16 protein-coding genes, 1 tRNA gene and 3 pseudogenes are annotated in these 19,329 nt (G+C 70.4%); 3 read left to right on the top strand and 17 right to left on the bottom strand.

Going from position 1 to position 19,329, the window contains the following annotated elements; genetic code table 11:
- The 10 genes and pseudogenes from AB0I73_RS36095 to pgsA all read right to left on the bottom strand — a co-directional run.
- A pseudogene (locus AB0I73_RS36095) lies at positions 1-142 on the bottom strand (Holliday junction branch migration DNA helicase RuvB); the annotation flags it as partial.
- Positions 143-239: 97 nt separating this feature from the next.
- On the bottom strand, positions 240-848 hold the full coding sequence (gene ruvA, locus AB0I73_RS36090; RefSeq protein ID WP_363044655.1) for a Holliday junction branch migration protein RuvA: 609 nt from the start codon (positions 846-848) through the stop codon (positions 240-242).
- On the bottom strand, positions 845-1,402 hold the full coding sequence (gene ruvC / locus AB0I73_RS36085) for a crossover junction endodeoxyribonuclease RuvC (protein ID WP_363044654.1): 558 nt from the start codon (positions 1,400-1,402) through the stop codon (positions 845-847). The genes ruvA and ruvC overlap by 4 nt, the downstream gene beginning before the upstream one ends.
- A gap of 203 nt (positions 1,403-1,605) precedes the next feature.
- Positions 1,606-2,358, bottom strand: a complete 753-nt coding sequence (locus AB0I73_RS36080; RefSeq protein WP_109379483.1) for a YebC/PmpR family DNA-binding transcriptional regulator — start codon at positions 2,356-2,358, stop codon at positions 1,606-1,608.
- Between the two features lie 78 nt (positions 2,359-2,436).
- Entirely contained in the window at positions 2,437-3,042 is a 606-nt protein-coding gene (gene pdxT / locus AB0I73_RS36075; RefSeq protein WP_363044653.1) for a pyridoxal 5'-phosphate synthase glutaminase subunit PdxT, read from the bottom strand.
- A gap of 2 nt (positions 3,043-3,044) precedes the next feature.
- Positions 3,045-3,956: a pyridoxal 5'-phosphate synthase lyase subunit PdxS gene (pdxS, locus tag AB0I73_RS36070; RefSeq protein ID WP_109379485.1), complete on the bottom strand. Its 912-nt coding sequence runs from the start codon at positions 3,954-3,956 to the stop codon at positions 3,045-3,047.
- A gap of 190 nt (positions 3,957-4,146) precedes the next feature.
- Positions 4,147-4,689, bottom strand: a complete 543-nt coding sequence (locus AB0I73_RS36065; RefSeq protein ID WP_363044652.1) for a hypothetical protein — start codon at positions 4,687-4,689, stop codon at positions 4,147-4,149.
- 84 nt (positions 4,690-4,773) lie between these two features.
- Positions 4,774-5,937 carry a glycosyltransferase family 4 protein gene (locus tag AB0I73_RS36060; protein WP_363044651.1) on the bottom strand — a complete coding sequence of 388 codons (1,164 nt, stop codon included), beginning with the start codon at positions 5,935-5,937 and terminating at the stop codon, positions 4,774-4,776.
- Positions 5,934-6,845, bottom strand: coding sequence for a phosphatidylinositol mannoside acyltransferase (locus AB0I73_RS36055; RefSeq protein ID WP_363044649.1), 912 nt, complete (start codon positions 6,843-6,845; stop codon positions 5,934-5,936). The genes AB0I73_RS36060 and AB0I73_RS36055 overlap by 4 nt, the downstream gene beginning before the upstream one ends.
- Positions 6,842-7,573: a phosphatidylinositol phosphate synthase gene (gene pgsA / locus AB0I73_RS36050; RefSeq protein WP_363044647.1), complete on the bottom strand. Its 732-nt coding sequence runs from the start codon at positions 7,571-7,573 to the stop codon at positions 6,842-6,844. The genes AB0I73_RS36055 and pgsA overlap by 4 nt, the downstream gene beginning before the upstream one ends.
- A 312-nt stretch (positions 7,574-7,885) precedes the next feature.
- On the opposite strand from pgsA, the gene AB0I73_RS36045 reads away from it, so the two are divergent.
- Both AB0I73_RS36045 and AB0I73_RS36040 read left to right on the top strand, forming a co-directional pair.
- Complete coding sequence (locus tag AB0I73_RS36045) at positions 7,886-10,081, top strand: elongation factor G-like protein EF-G2 (protein WP_363044645.1); 2,196 nt, start codon at positions 7,886-7,888, stop codon at positions 10,079-10,081.
- 251 nt (positions 10,082-10,332) lie between these two features.
- The gene (locus AB0I73_RS36040) at positions 10,333-11,988 is read left to right on the top strand and encodes a hypothetical protein (RefSeq protein ID WP_363044643.1); all 1,656 of its coding nucleotides are present in this window, start codon (positions 10,333-10,335) and stop codon (positions 11,986-11,988) included.
- A gap of 58 nt (positions 11,989-12,046) precedes the next feature.
- Here AB0I73_RS36040 and AB0I73_RS36035 read toward each other — a convergent pair whose 3' ends face one another.
- Complete coding sequence (locus AB0I73_RS36035) at positions 12,047-12,595, bottom strand: HIT domain-containing protein (protein ID WP_363044641.1); 549 nt, start codon at positions 12,593-12,595, stop codon at positions 12,047-12,049.
- Positions 12,596-12,681: 86 nt separating this feature from the next.
- Entirely contained in the window at positions 12,682-14,658 is a 1,977-nt protein-coding gene (thrS, locus tag AB0I73_RS36030) for a threonine--tRNA ligase (protein WP_363044639.1), read from the bottom strand.
- A 328-nt stretch (positions 14,659-14,986) separates the two neighbouring features.
- Between thrS and AB0I73_RS36025 the strand changes: the two genes are divergently transcribed.
- On the top strand, positions 14,987-15,712 hold the full coding sequence (locus tag AB0I73_RS36025; protein WP_363044637.1) for an exonuclease domain-containing protein: 726 nt from the start codon (positions 14,987-14,989) through the stop codon (positions 15,710-15,712).
- A gap of 78 nt (positions 15,713-15,790) precedes the next feature.
- On the opposite strand, the gene AB0I73_RS36020 is transcribed toward AB0I73_RS36025, so the two are convergent.
- The 5 genes and pseudogenes from AB0I73_RS36020 to AB0I73_RS36000 form a co-directional block, all read right to left on the bottom strand.
- A tRNA-Val gene (locus AB0I73_RS36020) sits at positions 15,791-15,862 on the bottom strand.
- Between the two features lie 39 nt (positions 15,863-15,901).
- Entirely contained in the window at positions 15,902-16,363 is a 462-nt protein-coding gene (locus AB0I73_RS36015) for an SRPBCC family protein (protein ID WP_363044635.1), read from the bottom strand.
- Positions 16,364-16,404: 41 nt separating this feature from the next.
- Positions 16,405-16,814 (bottom strand): annotated as a pseudogene (locus AB0I73_RS36010) (Tat pathway signal sequence domain protein); the annotation flags it as partial.
- Between the two features lie 4 nt (positions 16,815-16,818).
- A pseudogene (locus AB0I73_RS36005) lies at positions 16,819-17,580 on the bottom strand (sugar ABC transporter permease); the annotation flags it as partial.
- Positions 17,580-18,914, bottom strand: coding sequence for an extracellular solute-binding protein (locus tag AB0I73_RS36000; RefSeq protein ID WP_363044633.1), 1,335 nt, complete (start codon positions 18,912-18,914; stop codon positions 17,580-17,582). The pseudogene AB0I73_RS36005 and the gene AB0I73_RS36000, both read right to left, overlap by 1 nt.
- Positions 18,915-19,329: the final 415 nt, after the last annotated feature.

Genomic DNA, 19,329 nt, shown 5'->3' with positions numbered 1-19,329 from the left:
GCTCGCGGACCTTCTCCTGGCCGATGAACTCGTCCAGGTCCTTGGGCCGCAGGGCGGCCTCGACGGCCTGGTCCTCCCCGTCGGCGACAGATCCCACCAGCCGCTCCGCGGCGACGGGGTCGGTCGTGTCGTCCCAGTTCACTGAAGTCTCCTAGCCGGGGTGGGGCGGGCGTGCGGGTGTTCCGGTCGGGGTCGGCGGCCCGGGTGCCGCATCTGGCGGTGGTGGTCCGTGGCCGGACTTACCGGGCGCGGTTCAGGGTCTGCAGAGCCGCCTTCAGCAACGGGCCCACCTGGGGGGTGCCCTCGGCCGCCTCGGCCTGCGGAGTGACGGCGGCGACCGCCTCGTCGGCCTCGCGCGTCGCGTACCCGAGGCCGATCAGGGCGGCGTGCAGCTGGTCGCGCCAGCCCGTGGTGCCGGGTCCGGCCGCGGCCGCCGCCGCGCCCACCGGTGCGCCGAGGCGGTCCTTCAGCTCCAGGAACAGCTTCTGGGCGCCCTTCTTGCCGATGCCGGGCACGGCGGTGAGCGCCTTCTCGTCGGTGGTCGCGACGGCCCGGCGCAGCGCGTCCGGGGTGTGCACGGCGAGCATGGCCTGGGCCAGGCGCGGCCCGACGCCGCTGGCGGTCTGCAGCAGCTCGAAGACCTGCCGCTCGTCGTCGTCCGCGAAGCCGTAGAGGGTGAGCGAGTCCTCACGCACGACCAGGGACGTCGCGAGCCTGGCGTGCGCGCCGACGCGGAGCGCGGACAGCGTGTTGGGCGTGCACTGGACGGCCATGCCGACGCCGCCGACCTCGACGACCGCGGCGTCGGGGGCGAGCGCGGCGACCGTGCCGCTGACGAAGGCGATCATGCGGAGCGCCCCTTCGGTGAGTTCGGTGCTGTGGGTGTGCGCGAGGCGTGCAGGGCGGCCGCCTGACGCAGCTGGTTCTGGGCCGGGGCCCGCCAGATGTGGCAGATGGCGAGAGCCAGGGCGTCGGCCGCGTCGGCGGGCTTCGGGGGCGCGTCGAGCCGCAGCAGCCGGGTGACCATCGCGCCGACCTGGGCCTTGTCCGCGCGGCCGGAGCCGGTCACGGCGGCCTTGACCTCGCTGGGCGTGTGCAGGGCGACGGGGATGCCTCGGCGCGAGGCGCACAGCAGGGCGACGGCGCTTGCCTGGGCGGTTCCCATCACCGTCCGGACGTTGTGCTGGCTGAAGACCCGTTCGACGGCGACGAACTCCGGCCGGTGTTCGTCCAGCCACTGTTCCAGGCCCTGCTCGATGGCGACGAGGCGGTCTCCGAGATCGGCGGCGGCGGGCGTGCGTACGACACCGACGCCGAGCATGGTGAGCGGTCGCCCGGCGACCCCCTCGACCACCCCGACGCCGCACCGCGTCAACCCCGGGTCGACCCCCAGCACTCGCACGCCGCCTCCCCTCTCCTCGGCTCATCCGCCGCCGCTCTCGCGGACCTGGCTGATCGCCGCCGGGGTTCCTCGATCGAGGGTCACGGCCCGCGTACGGTGATCTTTGACGTACGCCAGGCTATCGGCTGCCACTGACAGGAGCTGCGGGCCGGTGGGGGCGTTCCCCTCACCGGCCCGCTGGAGTCGTCGCGCACGCAGCCGCGTCACACGTCGACCTTCTCCATGATCTCGTCGCTCACGTCGAAGTTGGCGAAGACGTTCTGCACGTCGTCGCTGTCCTCCAGCGCGTCGATCAGCTTGAAGATCTTCTTGGCGCCCTCCTCGTCCAGCTCGACCTGCATGGTCGGGACGAAGTTGGCCTCGGCGGAGTCGTAGTCGATCCCCGCGTCCTGCAGTGCGGTACGGACCTCGACGAGGTCGGTGGCCTCGCTGAGCACCTCGAAGGACTCACCGAGGTCGTTGACCTCCTCGGCGCCCGCCTCCAGGACGGCGGCGAGGACGTCGTCCTCGGCCAGCTCACCCTTGGGGACGATCACGACGCCCTTGCGGTTGAACAGGTACGACACCGAGCCGGGGTCGGCCATCGAGCCGCCGTTGCGGGTCATCGCGACCCGCACGTCCGAGGCGGCGCGGTTGCGGTTGTCGGTGAGGCACTCGATGAGCACCGCGACACCGTTCGGGCCGTAGCCCTCGTACATGATCGTCTCGTAGTCGGCGCCACCGGCCTCGAGACCGCCACCGCGTTTGATGGCGGAGTCGATGTTCTTGTTCGGCACCGACTGCTTCTTGGCCTTCTGAACGGCGTCGTAGAGCGTGGGGTTGCCGTCCAGATCGACACCGCCCATACGCGCGGCGACCTCGATGTTCTTGATCAGCTTCGCGAAGAGTTTGCCGCGCTTGGCATCGAGGACGGCCTTCTTGTGCTTCGTCGTGGCCCATTTGGAGTGGCCGGCCATCTGACTCTCTCCTTCGCGTAACCCATCCCTGCAACAAACTCCCCCAGGGCTCGAAAGCCCGGGAGGTACCCAGGAATCCTACAAGGCGTCGGCCGCCCGGCACTCGCGTGTCATGGTGACGAACAAGCCGTGCACACGGTGATCGCCGGTCAGTTCCGGGTGGAACGACGTGGCCAGGACGTTGCCCTGGCGGACCGCGACGATGTGGCCGTCGTGCTCGGCGACCACCTCGGCTCCGGCTCCGACGGACTCGACCCAGGGGGCGCGGATGAAGACACCGTGCACGGGGCCGCCCACCACTCCCTTGACGTCGACCGCGGCCTCGAAGGACTCGTTCTGCCGCCCGAAGGCGTTGCGGCGCACGATCATGTCGATCCCACCCACGGTCTCCTGGCCCGAGCGCGGATCGAGGATCTTGTCGGCGAGCAGGATCATCCCGGCGCAGGTGCCGTAGACGGGCATGCCTGCGCGCACGCGTGCGCGCAGGGGCTCCATCAGGCCGAACAGGACGGCCAGTTTGGAGATGGTGGTGGACTCACCACCGGGCAGGACCAGACCGTCGACCTCGTCGAGTTCGTCGGGCAGGCGCACCGGCCTGGCCACGGCACCGGCCGCGGCCAGGGCGACGAGGTGCTCCCGTACGTCGCCCTGGAGGGCCAGGACGCCTGTCACGACGTCGCTCATGGCTACCAGCCGCGGTTGGCGTAGCGCTCGGCCTCGGGAAGGGTGTCGCAGTTGATGCCGACCATGGCCTCACCGAGGTTGCGGGACGCCTCCGCGATCACCTTCGGGTCGTCGTAGAAGGTGGTGGCCTTGACGATGGCGGCGGCACGCTTGGCCGGGTCGCCGGACTTGAAGATGCCGGAGCCGACGAAGACGCCCTCGGCGCCGAGCTGGCGCATCAGCGCGGCGTCGGCGGGAGTGGCGACACCGCCGGCGGAGAACAGCACGACCGGCAGCTTGCCCAGCTCGGCGACCTCCTTGACCAGCTCGTACGGGGCGCGCAGCTCCTTGGCGGCGGCGTACAGCTCGTGGTTGTCGAAGCCGCGCAGCCGGGCGATCTCGTTCTTGATCTGGCGCAGGTGACGGACGGCCTCGACGACGTTGCCGGTGCCGGCCTCGCCCTTGGAGCGGATCATCGCGGCACCCTCGGCGATGCGGCGCAGGGCCTCGCCGAGATTGGTGGCACCACAGACGAAGGGGGTGGTGAACGACCACTTGTCGGAGTGGTTGACCTCGTCGGCCGGAGTGAGGACCTCGGACTCGTCGATGTAGTCGACGCCGAGGGACTGCAGGACCTGGGCCTCGACGAAGTGGCCGATGCGGGACTTGGCCATGACCGGGATGGAGACGGCCCCGATGATGCCGTCGATCATGTCCGGGTCGGACATGCGTGCCACACCGCCGTCCTTGCGGATGTCGGCGGGCACGCGCTCCAGGGCCATGACGGCGACGGCGCCCGCGTCCTCGGCGATCTTCGCCTGCTCCGGTGTGACGACGTCCATGATCACGCCGCCCTTGAGCTGCTCGGCCATGCCGCGCTTCACGCGGGCGGTGCCGGTCTCGGGGGCCTGGTTTTCGGAGAGCGTGCTGGACACGAATGACCTCACTGTTGCGAAGAAGGGGTTCCTACAGCACTGAGGAAACGTGAACGGACCAGTCCACAGCAAGAGCCAATGATGAGGCGGTGGATCCTTCCGGGCGGATCCTTCCGGGTGGCTCTCCCGGTACGGCCCTCGGCGCGACCGGCTCCGGGCGGACTCCTGGTCCTTCCGGGCGGGACCCGCGCTACGCGGCCCGCTCCATCAGGGAGGCCGGGGGTTCGTCGTCCATTTCGAAGGCCATCGGGAACGGCGCGTGTCCCGCCAGCCGGAACCAGCGCACCTTGCGGTGCCGACGCAGAGCCCGTGCGGCCCGTACGGCGTCGTTGTGGAAACGCCGCGCCATGGGCACCTTGCGGACCGCCTCGGCGAGTTCCAGGGCCGCTTCCTCTCCCCCGGGCGCGTCCCTGACCGCGTCCACCTGCTGCGCCTCGGCGAAGACGGCACGCAGCGCCTGGCTCAGTTCGCTCTCGGCGACCTCCCGTTGCTCCTCCACCGTCTGCCGCGCGGCGTGCGCGGCCTCGTAGAGCACGATCGAGGCGGCCGGGTCGAGCACCCCCGACGTGGCCAGTTCCTGCGCCACTGAGGCACGACGCAGCAACTGCGCGTCCAGCGCGGCACGGGCGGCGTCGATCCGGGCGTGCAGCCGGTCCAGCCGCCCCGCCGTCCAGCTCAGGTAGAGGCCGATCGCGGCGAGGACGACAAGGATCCAGATGAGGGTTGCGGTCACGGGCGGCAAGGCTACCGGGAGCCGCATCCGGGCCGGGACGGGCCGGAGCCCGACCGACGGGGTCGGGTCAGGTCCTTCCCGGCCTCAGTCCCGCGTCAGACCGAAGCGTGCCCACCGCTTCGTCGTCCGGTCGTCCGCCGCCACCGCGGCCGCGCCGGCGGTCACCGTCTCGTAGACGGACATGATGTCCGCGCCGACGGTCGACCAGTCGAAGCGGCGGACGTGGGAGCTGCCCCGTTCCCGCAGCTTCGCGCGGCGCTCCGGGTCCTCCAGGAGGCGTATCGCGGCGTCGGCCAGCGCGTCGGCGTCCTCGTTGGGGAACAGTTCGCCCGCCGCCCCCCGGTCGAGGACCTGGGCGAAGGCGTCCAGGTCGGAGGCGAGCACCGGCGCCCCCGCGGACATCGCCTCGACCAGGATGATGCCGAAGCTCTCGCCGCCGGTGTTGGGCGCCACGTACAGGTCGACGCTGCGCAGGAGCCGGGCCTTGTCCTCGTCGCTGACCATGCCGAGGAACTCGACACGGGAACGGAGTCCGTCGGGCAGGCTCTCGACCGCCTCCTCCTCGTCGCCGCGTCCCGCGACCAGCAGCCGCGCCCGCGGGCGGGCTGCGAGGATCTTCGGCAGGGCCCGCATCAGCACCGGGAGGCCCTTGCGGGGCTCGTCGATACGGCCGATGAAGCCGATCGTCTCCCCCTGCCACCGCGGATCGGCCTCGGCGCGGGCGAAGAAGTCGACGTCCACACCGTTCGGGATCACCACGGCGTCCCCGCCGAGGTGTTCGACGAGCGTGCGGCGGGCGTACTCGCTCACCGCGATCCGCGCGCTGATCTTCTCCAGGGCCGCCTGCAGGATGGAGTAGGCGGCGATCATGGCCCTGGAGCGCGGGTTGGACGTGTGGAAGGTGGCCACGATGGGTCCCTCGGCGGCCCAGCAGGTCAGCAGGCCGAGCGAGGGCGAGGTCGGCTCATGGATGTGGATCACGTCGAAGGCGCCCTCGTGCAGCCAGCGCCGCACCCGGGCCGCCGACAGGAAACCGAAGTTGAGCCGGGCCACCGAGCCGTTGTACGGCACCGGCACCGCGCGGCCGGCCGAGACGACGTACGGCGGCAGCGGGGTGTCGTCGTCGGCCGGGGCGAGGACGGACACCTCGTGGCCGAGCCGGATGAAGTACTCGGCCAGGTCACGGATGTGGAACTGGACGCCACCCGGCACGTCCCAGGAGTACGGGCAGACGATGCCGATTCTCACGCAGTCGCCTCCCGCGCGGGGTCGAGGTCCTTGAGCCACAAGCGCTGCAGCATGTGCCAGTCCTCCGGATGCTCGGCGATCCCCGTGGCGAAGGCGTCGGCCAGCGCCTGTGTCATCACGGACGTCCTCTCGGCACGGGTGCCCGACGCGGGAATTCCGACCGGTGGATGGACCCGTCCCCGCATCACGGGCGAGTCGTCGTACCAGAGCGTCGCCGGCAGCAGCAGCGCACCGGTCTGCTGGGCGAGCAGGGCGGGGCCGGCCGGCATCCGCGCGGTCTCGCCGAAGAAGTCGACCTCCACGCCTGAGGCCGACAGATCGCGGTCGGCGACCAGGCAGACCAGTCCCCCGTCGCGCAGCCGCCGGGCCAGCGTGCCGAACGCGCTGCCGCCGTTGTGCGGGAGCACCTCCATGCCGAGGCCCTCACGGTAGGCGACGAACCGGTCGTACAGCGTCTCCGGCTTCAGGCGCTCGGCGACGGTGGTGAAGGGGATGCCGAGCCCGGTGGTGACCCAGGCGCCCGCGAGATCCCAGTTGGCGAGGTGCGGCAGTGCCAGGACGACGCCCTTGCCGGCCGCCATGCCGTCGGTCAGGCGGTGGATGTCCTCGACGGCCACGCCGCCCGCTATGCGCTCCCGGCTCCAGGCCGGCAGCCGGAAGGACTCCATCCAGTACCGCAGGTACGAGCGCATGCCCGCGCGGGACAGCTCGGCGAGCCGCTCGGGGCCCGCGTCCGGCACCACGCGCGCGTAGTTGCTCTCCAGCCGCAGCACGCCCTTGCCCCGCTGCTTCCAGGCCAGGTCGGCGATGCTCCGGCCGAGCCGTACGGCGACGGGTTCGGGGAGTTTCCTGACGGTGGCCCAGCCGGCGCCGTACAGGGCGTCGGTCAGCCGCTCCTGGACGCTCACTTCGCGGTCTCGCTCCCCCGGGTCTGCTGGTCCTCGGCGGTCTTCCCCGCCCCGGACTCCCGCACCCCCGTCTCCCCCGCCCCGGTCTCCCGTTCCGCGGCCTCGGCCTCGGCGGACTCACGGCGTACGGTGACGACCCGCTGGATCAGCGTGATCAGGCTGCCGACGGCGACGATCCACAGGGCGATCGGCAGCAGGTACTGGATGCCGGGCACGCCGAACGCGTGCAGGCCCGCCAGACCCGCCGCGACCAACGAGATCACCAGCCGCTCGGCCCGCTCGATCAGCCCGTTCACGGCGACCGGCAGCCCGATCGACTCGCCGCGCGCCTTGGTGTACGACACCACCTGGCCGCTGGCCAGGCAGAAGATCGAGACGGCGCACAGCACGAGGTCGTCGCCACCGCCCGCGTACCACAGGGCGAAGCCGGCGAAGACGGCCCCGTCGGCGACCCGGTCGAGGGTGGAGTCGAGGAAGGCCCCCCAGCGGCTGGAGCGGCCCAGCTGACGGGCCATGTTGCCGTCGACGAGGTCGGAGAACACGAACAGCGTGATGACGACCGTGCCCCAGAAGAACTCGCCCATGGGGTAGAAGACCAGCGCGCCCGCGACCACACCCGCGGTGCCGATGAGCGTGACCGTGTCCGGGCTGACCCCCCGCCGGATGAGAAACGCGGCGAACGGCGTGAGGACACGCGTGAAGAATGCACGCGCGTACTTGTTCAGCATGGCCTTCCCGACGGTCGGTGTGGCCGCGTGGCCCTGCTGGCCACCGGCTGGCCCATCGTAGTCACGCGCGCGTACCGCCGTCGGCCGGGCACCCGAACCTCCGGTGCGCGGGCCGGCGGCGCACGTGGTGGCGGACCGGAGGGACGGGATCACGTCCCTCGTATGGACGCACCGTGACGGGAGTGCAAAGCTCGAAGGACCGCGGGCGTCGCCGGAGCCGTCACCGCTCGGGGTGCCCCCGGGCGAGTACCCGGGGGAGGATTCCGCGTGTCCGCGCCCACAGTGACCTCACCGTGCACGGGAGGCAGGACCATGGGCGACAAGGCGCACACACAGCCCGGAGCCGCCGGAAGGGCACAGGCGGCCGACCACCCCACGTCCGTACGCAATGTGGTGCTGGTCGGCCACTCCGGGTCGGGCAAGACGACCTTGGTGGAGGCTCTCGCGCTGACCGCGGGAGCGGTGAACCGGGCGGGCCGGGTGGAGGACGGCGGCACCGTCTCCGACTACGACGACATCGAGCACCGGCAGCAACGCTCGGTACAGCTCTCCCTGGTGCCCGTCGAATGGGACGGCATCAAGATCAACCTGCTGGACACCCCCGGATACGCCGATTTCGTCGGTGAACTCAGGGCCGGTCTGCGAGCGGCGAACGCGGCCCTCTTCGTCGTCTCGGCCTCCGACGGCGTGGACGGCTCGACCCGGATGGTGTGGGACGAGTGCGCGGCCGTCGGCATGCCCCGGGCCATCGTCGTCACGCACCTGGAAGCGGCGCGCGCGGACTTCCAGGAGATGACGCGCGTCTGCGCGGAGGCGTTCGGCGGGGACGACCCCGACGCCGTGCTGCCGCTGTACCTGCCCCTGCACGGCCCTGCGGGGCCCGACGGGCACGCCCCCGTGACGGGGCTGATCGGCCTGCTGACGCAGAAACTGTTCGACTACTCCTCCGGGGAACGCGAGGAGTCCGAGCCCGGCCCGGACCGGCTGCCGCTGATCGAGGAGGCACGCAACCGGCTGATCGAGGGGATCATCGCGGAGAGCGAGGACGAGACCCTCATGGACCGCTACCTCGGCGGCGAGCAGTGCGACGTCGAGACGCTGATCGAGGACCTGGAGCGCGCCGTCGCGCGAGGTGCGTTCTTCCCCGTCCTGGCCGCCGCTCCCGCGGCCGAGGGCGCCCGCCAGGGCCTCGGCACCGTCGAACTGCTGGGGCTGATCACCGGCGGCTTCCCGACCCCGCTGGAGCACGTCACACCGCAGGTGACCACGGTCGACGGCACACCGCGCGAGCTGAAGCCGTGCGATCCCGACGCCCCGCTGGTCGCGGAGGTCGTCAAGACGTCGTCCGACCCGTACGTCGGCCGGCTCTCGCTGGTCCGCCTCTTCTCCGGCACCCTGCGCGCCGACCAGACGGTGCACGTCTCCGGGCACGGACTGGCCGACCGGGGCCACGAGGACCACGATGTCGACGAGCGGATCGGCGCACTGTCCACGCCGTTCGGCAAACAGCAGCGGCCGGTGTCGCACGTCATCGCGGGCGACCTGGCGTGCGTGGCGAAACTGAGCCGTGCCGAGACCGGGGACACCCTGTCCGCCAAGGACGACCCGCTGCTCATGGAACCCTGGGAGATGCCCGACCCGCTGCTGCCGCTGGCCATCGAGGCGCACAGCAAACCCGACGAGGACAAGCTCTCGCAGGGACTGTCCCGCCTCGTGGCGGAGGACCCGACGATGCGCCTGGAGCAGAACCAGGACACCCACCAGGTGGTCCTGTGGTGTCTGGGCGAAGCACACGCGGACGTGGCCCTGGAGCGGCTGCGCAGCCGGTACGGCGTCCAGGTGGACGTCGTGGCCCACCGGGTGCCGTTGCGGGAGACGTTCGGCGACCGGGCGGCCGGACGCGGGCGGCACGTCAAACAGTCCGGTGGCCACGGGCAGTTCGCCATCTGCGAGATCGAGGTGGAGCCGCTGCCGGGCGGCTCGGGCGTCGAGTTCGTGGACAAGGTGGTCGGCGGCTCGGTGCCCCGGCAGTTCATCCCGTCCGTCGAGAAGGGCGTGCGGGCCCAGGCCGCCAAGGGCGTCGCGGCCGGCCACCCGCTGATCGACGTACGGGTGACGCTGCTGGACGGCAAGGCGCACTCGGTGGACTCCTCCGACGCGGCGTTCCAGACGGCGGGCGCGCTGGCGCTGCGGGAGGCGGCCGCGGACGCCCGGATCCATCTCCTGGAGCCGGTGGCCGAGGTGAGCGTCCTGGTCGGCGACGACTACGTGGGAACGGTGATGAGCGATCTGTCCGGCCGGCGCGGCCGGGTGCTCGGCACCGAGCAGTCGGCGGGTGGCCGCACCCTCATCAGGGCCGAGGTGCCGGAGATCGAGATCGGCCGGTACAGCGTCGATCTGCGGTCGCTCTCGCACGGCACCGCGCGCTTCAGCCGCCGGTACGTGCGGCACGAGCCGATGCCGCCGCAGGTCGCGGAGCGGGTGCGGGAGGAGGCCCGCAGCGCCTGACGGCGCCCGCGGCGCCCCGCCGGTCGGCGCCGGGCGCCCGCGGGCGCCCGCGCACGCCTTCGCCCGCACACGCTCCGGGAGCCCGCCGAACACGCCCTCGGAGCACCGGCCGCCGCCCCGGCAGGCGGCTTTCGGCCGTCCACCGACGGACACCGGTGGCTGCGGATACTCTGAAGTCCAGATCAACAGGTGTGCGTGGCAAGGAAGTCGGGAAGGCCGCAAGACGACAGTCGCGGCGATCGGGGGCGGGAATGACCGTTGAGGGCGGTTACGCGGATTTCTTCGGTCCGCAGGTGCCACGCACCGGCGACGAGGGGCAGACCCCGACGTTCGCACTGGCCTCGGCGGCCTACCGGGACAACGAGGCCGAGGAGATACTCAAGGCCAACAACGAGTGGCACAAGTCGTCCGTCGACAAGCCCAGGATCGCGCTGTTCCGGCCGAACCTGGGCGAGGCGTTCTCCCGGGCGATCATCGACCGGATGCTGGGCTCCAAGCGGGCACCACTCATCCAGTCCTTCGGCGCCCACCCCCAGGTGGTGGTGGAGCACAGTCTCGCGGCACACCGCATCCGGCGGGATCGGGACAACTGGCTGAGTGCCGTGATGGTGCTGTGCGGCCTGCTGTTCCTGCCCGGTCTGCTGGTGTGGCTGCTGGTCTTCCAGATCCGCACCACCATCGCCAAACGCGAGGACAAGCGGGCCGGCGCGCTCGCCACCACGCTCCTGGTCGCGGTGGGCGTCCTCGCGGTGATCTTCCTGCTCCGGATGCCCTTCGACGGGTTCTGGGGCTGGTACGCGCGCGCGTCGGTCGTCGCCCCGGTGGTGGGCTGGTTCTGGGCCAAGCGGATCTGCGAACGCACGGCGCGGGACCTCAGGGAGCGCTGGAGCAGTCTGCTCTCCGGCGGCAGCGTGGGTGCCAAGGTGCCCGAAGCGGTGCCGAGCAGCCCCGGTGAGACGGCCGCCGAGCAGTTGCGTCAGTCGCTGGCCCGGCTCAGCGCCGAACAGCAGTCCAACTCCGTGTTCTACGCCGGGCCCAAGGGGATACTGGGCATGGGCACGCGCTGGGGCAGCTGGCAGCTCGCCGAGGAGCTCATACCGATCGACCCGGACCGGGAGATCAACCCGTTCCGCAGCTGGGACGTGATCAAGGCCATCCACGACCGGCTGCGCATGTTGGAGCGCGGTCCGCTGCACACCGGCGGCTTCCCCAAGCCGTCGGTACGGCACTGGATCGTCACCCCGATCGGGGAGAACGCGGACGGGGTGTCCCGACCCGAGGGCACCGACGTCGAGGCGTACCAGGTCAAGCAGCACGCCATACAGGAGATCTGCAACAACCAGCAGTTCGGCGCGGGCGACCGGCACTACCTGGGCGTGCAGTGGACGCTGTGGGACGGCCAGCTGGTCCTCACCATGCTGATCACGGTGACGGTGCTGCACGAGACGCTGCGCATCGAGGTCACCGGGCATGCCCTGGGACCGGTGCACTCCCTGTTCACGACCAAGCCGGCGGCCAAGGAGAAGACGGTCCAGAAGTCGGTCAGGTTCTGGGAGACCCGGACGGTGAAGCTCCCCCTGGTCGACGCGGACGAGGTGGTGCGCCTGGCTGCCCGGGCGCCGCTGACCTGGTATCCGCCGCTGCTGTACTGGCTGGGCGGCAAGCTCTCGCTGCCCGAGCCCTTCGGCCTGCGGCACGCCTGGGCAGACAAGCCGTGGCGGCACCGTTTCATGGCCGACGACGCGCTGCGCGCCGCCACACCGGTCCTGCGGGCGGTGCACTCGGCAGCGATCAAGGTGCTGAAGGAGAACGGCGTGGACACGGAGAAGTTCGGTGCCCGCTCGGCGGGCCTGAGCGGTGCCATCCAGGAAGCGGTGCCCAAGAAGGCCGACGTGTACGACGCGTAGGTCTCCGGCGGTGCGGCCGGAGACGTACGCGTCCGCCGGTACGGGCGTCAGCCGCGGATCACTCCGCCGGCCAGGCTTCCGCGAGCATCTTGCGGGTGTCGCCCAGCAGTTGCGGCAGCACCTTCGTGTGGCCGATCACGGGAAGGAAATTGGTGTCGCCGCCCCAGCGGGGCACGATGTGCTGGTGCAGGTGGGCGGCGATGCCCGCGCCGGCCACGGTGCCCTGGTTCATCCCGATGTTGAAGCCGTGGGCTCCGGAGGCACTGCGCAGGGCACTCATCGCCTGCTTGGTGAGCTCGGCGAGCTCCGCCGTCTCCCCCGCCGTGAGGTCCGTGTAGTCGGCGACGTGGCGGTACGGCACCGTCATCAGGTGGCCGCCCGTGTAGGGGTACAGGTTGAGCACGGCGTAGACCAGCTCGCCGCGCTTGATGATCAGCCCGTCCTCGTCGGACTTGGCCGGGATGGAGCAGAAGGGACAGCCGTCGTCGGCACCCGGGCCGCTCGGCTTGTTCTCGCCCTGGATGTAGGCCATCCGGTGGGGCGTCCACAGACGCTGGAACGCGTCCTGCGTGCCCACTCCCAACTGCTGCTCCGGCTCACTCGTCATGCGTGCAGCATATGGCGTCGCCGTGGGGGAAGGGCAAAGGCCCCCGGGATGCCCCGGGGGCCGATCCCCGCGTCGGCGGGGCCACGTCACACCTGAACGCGACGCTCCACCACGTCAACGAGCTTGGCGATGGCCTCGTCACGCGGAATGCCGTTCTCCTGCGAACCGTCGCGGTAGCGGAACGACACCGTGCCCGCGTTCATGTCGTCGTCGCCGACGATGATCATGAACGGAACCTTGAGCTTCTGCTGCGTGCGGATCTTCTTCTGCATGCGGTCCGAGGAGGAGTCCACCTCGACCCGCAGGCCCTGCTTCTTCGCGTCGGCGGCGAACTTCTCCAGGTACTCCACGTGGGCGTCGCCCACCGGGATGCCCACCGCCTGCACCGGCGCCAGCCACGCCGGGAAGGCACCCGCGTAGTGCTCGAGGAGCACCGCGAAGAACCGCTCGATGGAGCCGAACAGCGCGCGGTGGATCATGACCGGGCGGGTCTTGGAGCCGTCCGCGGCGGTGTACTCCAGGTCGAAGCGCTCCGGCAGGTTGAAGTCGAGCTGGATCGTCGACATCTGCCAGGTGCGGCCGATGGCGTCGCGGGCCTGCACGGAGATCTTCGGTCCGTAGAAAGCGGCGCCCCCCGGGTCCGGGACCAGCGGCAGGCCCTGCTTCTCGGCGACCTGGCGGAGGGTCTCGGTGGCCTCCTCCCACGCCTCGTCCGTGCCGACGAACTTCGTCTCGTCCTTGGTGGACAGCTCCAGGTAGAAGTCGGTCAGGCCGTAGTCGCGCAGCAGGTTCAGGACGAAGGTGAGGGTCTTGTCGAGCTCCTCGGACATCTGCTCGCGGGTGCAGTAGATGTGCGCGTCGTCCTGGGTGAAGCCGCGGGCGCGGGTCAGACCGTGCACGACGCCCGACTTCTCGTACCGGTACACGGTCCCGAACTCGAACAGGCGCAGGGGCAGTTCACGGTACGACCGGCCGCGCGCGTCGAAGATCAGGTTGTGCATCGGGCAGTTCATGGGCTTGAGGTAGTAGTCCACGCCCTCGTCGAGCTGCATGGGCGGGTACATGCCGTCGGCGTACCAGTCCAGGTGGCCCGAGGTCTCGAAGAGCTTCCCCTTCGTCGCGTGCGGGGTGTAGACGAACTCGTAGCCCTCCTCCTCGTGCCTGCGCCGCGAGTAGTCCTCCATGACCCGGCGGATGATGCCGCCCTTGGGGTGGAAGACGGCGAGGCCGGAGCCGATCTGCTCGGGAATGGAGAACAGGTCGAGCTCGGAGCCCAGCTTGCGGTGATCGCGCTTCTCGGCCTCGGCGAGGAACTCCAGGTGCGCCTTCAGCTCGTCCTTGGTCGGCCAGGCGGTGCCGTAGATGCGCTGGAGCTGCTTGTTCTTCTCGCTGCCGCGCCAGTACGCCGAGGCGTTGCGCATGAGCTTGAACGCCGGGATGTTCCGGGTGGTCGGCAGGTGGGGACCGCGGCAAAGATCTTTCCAGCACAGCTCGCCGGTCTTGGCGTCCAGGTTGTCGTAGATCGTCAGCTCGCCGGCGCCGACCTCGACGTCCGCGCCGTCGTCGTGCGACGCGGAGCCCTTGAGACCGATCAGCTCCAGCTTGTACGGCTCGTCGGCGAGCTCCTCGCGGGCCTCGTCGTCGGTGACCACACGGCGGGAGAAGCGCTGGCCGCGCTTCTGGATCTCCTGCATGCGCTTCTCGATGGCCTTGAGGTCATCGGGGTGGAAGGGCTTGTCGACGTCGAAGTCGTAGTAGAAGCCGTCCCGGACCGGCGGGCCGATGCCCAGCTTGGCCTCGGGGAACAGTTCCTGCACGGCCTGCGCCATGACGTGCGCGGTGGAGTGGCGCAGGATGTTCAGGCCGTCCTCGGAGGAGATCTCGACACCCTCGACGGTCTCGCCGTCCTTGATCTCGTAGGCGAGATCCTTGAGCTCACCGGCCACCCGCGCCGCGATGATCGAGCGCTCGCCTGCGAAGAGCTCGGCGGCCGTGGTGCCCGTCGTCACCACGCGCTCGTCCCGCTCGGAATCGCGTTGGATGATCACACGGACGTCTGACACCGGTCTCTCCTGACTGAAGGCTTTGGCTGCGGCGCCATACCTGAGCGCACGCACGGGTGCGATCGTACCGACCCGAACCGGTCGGGTGCGAAATCATTCCTCACGGCCGGCCCGCTCGGCCCCGCCGGTTCGTACCGGGTGTGGTACGGGCCCTCACTGAGCGTGGTCGCGCGTATCCGGCCCGGTCCTCGCGAGCACCCGTGGCCGCACGGAGCCGGGCGACGACGGAGCCACCGGAGCCCGCGTACGGTGCGCACCGACCGGGTATCACCGGAGCGGGCAGCGGACTTGGCGTCAACTGCCGATGGTGCGCGAGGGGTTGGTGGGTATGAGGTGCTGGTACGAGGGGCCGCTGGCCGCCTTCGACACGGAGACGACGGGGATGGACGCCGAAACCGACCGGATCGTGTCGGCCGCCGTCGTCGTCCAGGACTCACCGGGCACCCGGCCGCGGGTCAGCCGCTGGCTGGTCAACCCGGGGGTGCCGGTGCCGGCCGCGGCGACGGAGGCACACGGGCTGACGGACGAGCATCTGCAGCGCAACGGCCGCTGGCCGGCACCGGTGATGTACGAGGTGGCGGAGGCGTTGGCCGAGCAGGCGAGGGTGGGCCGGCCGCTGGTGGTGATGAACGCTCCGTTCGACCTCACCCTGCTGGACCGGGAGGTGCGCCGTCATCGGGCCGCGCCGCTGAGCCGCTGGTTCGAGCGGACGCCGCTGCTGGTGCTGGACCCGCAGGTCCTCGACAGGCATCTGGACCGCTACCGCAAGGGTGGCCGCACGCTCACCGACCTGTGCGCGCTCTACGGCGTCCCGGCGGAGGACGCGCCCGGCGCGGAGGCGGGTGCGGCGGCGGCGCTGGAGGTCACTCGTGCGGTGGGCCGCCGCTTCGCGTCCCGGCTGGAGCGCCTGTCCCCCGGCGAGCTGCACATGTTGCAGGCGGTGTGGCACGCGGGCCAGGCCCGGGGCCTGGCGTCCTGGTTCGCCCGTAACGGCACGGAGGAGGCCGTGGACCCGGCCTGGCCGCTGCGCCCGGGCCTGCCGACGGCCGCGTGAGGCCCCGGCCAGGAGCGTGGGGACACGGGTCGGGGCAGACAAAAAGCCGGTCCGCTTGTGGCGGACCGGCTTTCCCGGTGGGCGATACTGGGTTCGAACCAGTGACCTCTTCGGTGTGAACGAAGCGCTCTCCCACTGAGCTAATCGCCCGGGAACGGAGTGAACAATACAGGTCCGGGCGCGCTTGGTTCAAACCGCTTGCAGGTGGGCGGCCAGGCCGCGCCGCCCGGCCCGCATCATGAGTGCGTGGTTCGCGCGGAAGACGGGCCGTCCCGGCCGGGCGAGGCGGCGCAACAGGGGTCTGCGGACGTCGACCTCCTGGGCGTAGCGGGCGAGGGTGCCGTCGGAGCCTTGGGGGACGACGGTCCAGCGGGCCCAACCGTCGATGTCCCCGGACAGGGCGACTTCCAGGATCCCGGCCGCGGGGTCGCGCCCCGTCTCCCGCACGGTCGCCACCAGGGAGAAGGGCAGCGCGGAGCGGATCCGGAGGATCCCCGCGCCCCCGTCGGCGGTGTCGGCGAGCCGGGTGACCTCTTTCACCTGCGGCCACCAGCGGGGATAGTCCTCGACGCGTTCCAGGGCCCGGAACACGGCGGGCGCGGGCGCCGACAGGGTCCACAGACTGCGGAAGCGGTAATGGTTCCGGTCCATGGACGGAGTGTGCCCGCCCGCACCCGCGTCGTGCGGTTCCCTATGGTGTGCATCGTGCGAAAGGAATCGGCGCCCACGTAGAAGTAGAGGCGAATAGAGAAGGGGAGCCAACTGCGTTGCCCCTTGCGGTGCTTACCGTCGAAGCGCTCGGCCCTGACGGTGGACTGGTCGCCTCCTCGAACTCGGATTCGGGCTGACGCAGCAGGACGATGCGTCCGTTCCTGGCGATCTCGGTCGAGCAGCGGGTGACAGACTTGCTGATCGTGGCGCCGAACTTGCCGATCCTCGCGGTGATGACTCCGGTCGATATGCCGATGGCGCTGCCGTGTTTGCCGATGGTGGCCTTCTTCGCCGGTGCTGCGGGGCTGCCGACGGTGAGGGTGAGTGTGCCGGAGCCCGAACTCACGGCGTGTGCGGTCCACTTAAGGGAGCCGTCAGGCCAGCGGGCGAGAAAGGTGGATGGTCTCCAGCAGGACGTTGAAGAAGAGCACCGGGGAGATCATCGGCAGGGTGATGTTCCAGAACTTCCGCAGCCTGCCCGCCCCGTCGACGTCGGCCGCCTCGTACAGCTCGCGCGGCACCTGCTTCAGGCCGGCCAGGAAGATGACCATGGGGGCGCCGAACTACCAGACGGTGAGCGTCACCAGGCTGTAGATGATCAGATCCGGGTCGCCGGTCCAGCCGCCGGCGTCGATGCCGAAGAGCTTCTGTGCGCGGTCGACGATCGCGTCGTCGGAGAAGATCGCCTTCCACACGATGGCCACGGAGACGCTCGCCCCGATCAGCGACGGCGCGTAGAAGGCGGCCCGGTAGAAGGCCTGCCCGCGCCGCTTCCGGGCCAGCAGCAACGCCACCCCGAGCGCGACGATCAGCTTGACCGGTGTGCCGACGGCCACGTACCAGAGCGTGATCTGCACCGAGTGGCGCCAGCGCGGGTCGGCGAACATCTCGGAGAAGTTGTCCAGGCCGATCCACCGAGGGGCGTCGAACAGGTTGTAGTCGGTGAACGCGAAGTACAGGGAGGCGATCATCGGGCCTGCCGTCAGCAGCAGGAACCCGGCGATCCAGGGGGACATGAAGAGGTAGCCGGCCAGGTTCTCCCGGCGGCCCCGCCGCTTCAGGGCGGCGGGGCGCGGGGACTTCACCGGATCGTGCCGCAGCTCGGGGCCCCGGGTCGAGGCCTCCGTCGCGGGGGCGTGTGTCACGGCGGTTCCCATCAGCCGGCGAGAGCCGTCTTCGACTCGGTGAAGAACTGCTTGACGGCGTCCGCCACGGAGCGCTTGCCCAGGCCCAGTTCCTCCGCGATGCGCAAGAACGCGGCCTCGCAGATGTCGGCGCCGTTCGGGTGCGGGGTGATGGGCTCCAGGACGCCCGCGTCGACGAGGGACTCCTCGTAGGCGGCGATCGCCTTGTTGACCGGGTCGGTCGGCTGGTACGCGTCGTACTGCGCCTGCGTCGCGGGCACACCGCGGTCGTATCCCATGATCTTGGCAACCTCGGGATCATGCACCATGAAGTCGATGAACCGGGCGACCTCCTCGGGGTGCCGGGTGCGCTTGGACGCGCTCAGCATCAGGGAGCCGAGGTACTGGCCGGTCCTCTTGCCGTCCGTGGTCGGAACGGGCGCGAGACCGTACTCGCTCTTGCCCTCGGAGGTGTAGCGGACGGTGAAGTTGTCCCAGGTGAACTCGCTTCCGGCGAGTTCGGCGGAGAGCGCCGCCTTGGGCTTGATCTGGGAGACCTTCCTCGGGTCGGCGAACAGGCCGGACCTGACGCCCTCCTCGGCCTTGGTCCACCACCGGGTGAGCTCCGCCTCGGTGAATCCCAGACCGTCCTCGGTGAAGAACGCCTTGCCGTTCTGCCGCAGATACAGGTCGTAGAGGTACATGACCCCGTACATGCCGCTGTCCCCGGCCCGCCCGGTTCTGTCACGGACCTTCGCCATCGCCCCGTCGAAGTCGTCCCAGGTCCAACCCTGTTCGGGTGTGACACCGGCGCGGGTGAAGACGGGCTTGTCGATGACCAGGGCCATCGAGTTCGAGCCCACGGGCACGCCGAGGAGCTTGCCGTCGATCTCACCGAACTTCTCCAGGCCCGCCCGGAATCCGTCCATGGAGAGGTTGCCGGCCTCGACCTGCCCGCTGAGATCGAGCAGAACGTTCTTCGCGTCGTATTTACGCAGGAATCCGACGGCATTCTGGAACACATCCGGTGGGTTCCCTCCGGAAGCCTGCGTGTTGAACTTCTTCCAGAAGTCGGTGTACGGCTGGAAGTCGGCCTTGATCTTCGGGTACTTCTTCTCGAAAAGCGCGATGGTCTTGTTGATGCGCTCGGCCCGGTCCTCGGCACCCCACCACGAGTAACGGAGCGTCACCGCCCCGTCTCCCGAGCCGCTGCCGCCACCGCAGGCGGTGGCGGTGACACCCAGGCCCGTGACGGCCAGCGAGGCACCCGCCGCCCTGAGGACCGCCCGCCTCCCGACCCACCCCTCAGTCCGCCCCTCCGTGTTCTCGCCGTTCTCGCCGCCCTCTCCGTTCTCGCCCTGCTGCATACGAACCTCCCCGCGACGTCGCATCCATCTCATGAATCGTTTCGAGTAAGCGCTTGCTGGCACAAGGTGCGGAGGGCCCACGGGCGCGTCAATGAGTCGGACAGGAATTATCGGGCGCGGCGATCGAGCGCGGCCGCCGACGGCCTCCACTCCCCACGAGGGCGGGGGCGGAAAGACCCAGATATGCGCGGGCGTGACCGACGGACCGAACACCGAAGGGCCCACCGGAACACGGACCCGGAAAGGTCACGGTTGAATGAAGGGCGTCGCGGACGACACATACGGGGGCGGTCGCGCCGCCCCCGTACGCACACGCGGTACGGCCCGGCTCACCGATGGTGAGCCGGGCCGTACCGCGATCCGGTGGGCGATACTGGGTTCGAACCAGTGACCTCTTCGGTGTGAACGAAGCGCT

The sequence above is a fragment of the Streptomyces sp. NPDC050388 genome, from assembly GCF_040655635.1.
Classification (GTDB): Bacteria; Actinomycetota; Actinomycetes; order Streptomycetales; family Streptomycetaceae; genus Streptomyces.
This window is presented reverse-complemented; position numbering and strand designations above follow the sequence as displayed.

What these genes read in the sequence shown, in the direction of transcription:
- AB0I73_RS36035 (WP_363044641.1), bottom strand. Translation starts at nt 12,595, where the DNA reads ATGACGAGTGAGCCGGAGCAGCAGTTGGGAGTGGGCACGCAGGACGCG.
- AB0I73_RS36025 (WP_363044637.1), top strand. Translation starts at nt 14,987, where the DNA reads ATGAGGTGCTGGTACGAGGGGCCGCTGGCCGCCTTCGACACGGAGACG.
- AB0I73_RS36000 (WP_363044633.1), bottom strand. Translation starts at nt 18,914, where the DNA reads ATGCAGCAGGGCGAGAACGGAGAGGGCGGCGAGAACGGCGAGAACACG.
- AB0I73_RS36045 (WP_363044645.1), top strand. Translation starts at nt 7,886, where the DNA reads ATGGGCGACAAGGCGCACACACAGCCCGGAGCCGCCGGAAGGGCACAG.
- ruvA (WP_363044655.1), bottom strand. Translation starts at nt 848, where the DNA reads ATGATCGCCTTCGTCAGCGGCACGGTCGCCGCGCTCGCCCCCGACGCC.
- AB0I73_RS36015 (WP_363044635.1), bottom strand. Translation starts at nt 16,363, where the DNA reads ATGGACCGGAACCATTACCGCTTCCGCAGTCTGTGGACCCTGTCGGCG.
- pgsA (WP_363044647.1), bottom strand. Translation starts at nt 7,573, where the DNA reads ATGCTGAACAAGTACGCGCGTGCATTCTTCACGCGTGTCCTCACGCCG.
- AB0I73_RS36040 (WP_363044643.1), top strand. Translation starts at nt 10,333, where the DNA reads ATGACCGTTGAGGGCGGTTACGCGGATTTCTTCGGTCCGCAGGTGCCA.
- AB0I73_RS36080 (WP_109379483.1), bottom strand. Translation starts at nt 2,358, where the DNA reads ATGGCCGGCCACTCCAAATGGGCCACGACGAAGCACAAGAAGGCCGTC.
- pdxT (WP_363044653.1), bottom strand. Translation starts at nt 3,042, where the DNA reads ATGAGCGACGTCGTGACAGGCGTCCTGGCCCTCCAGGGCGACGTACGG.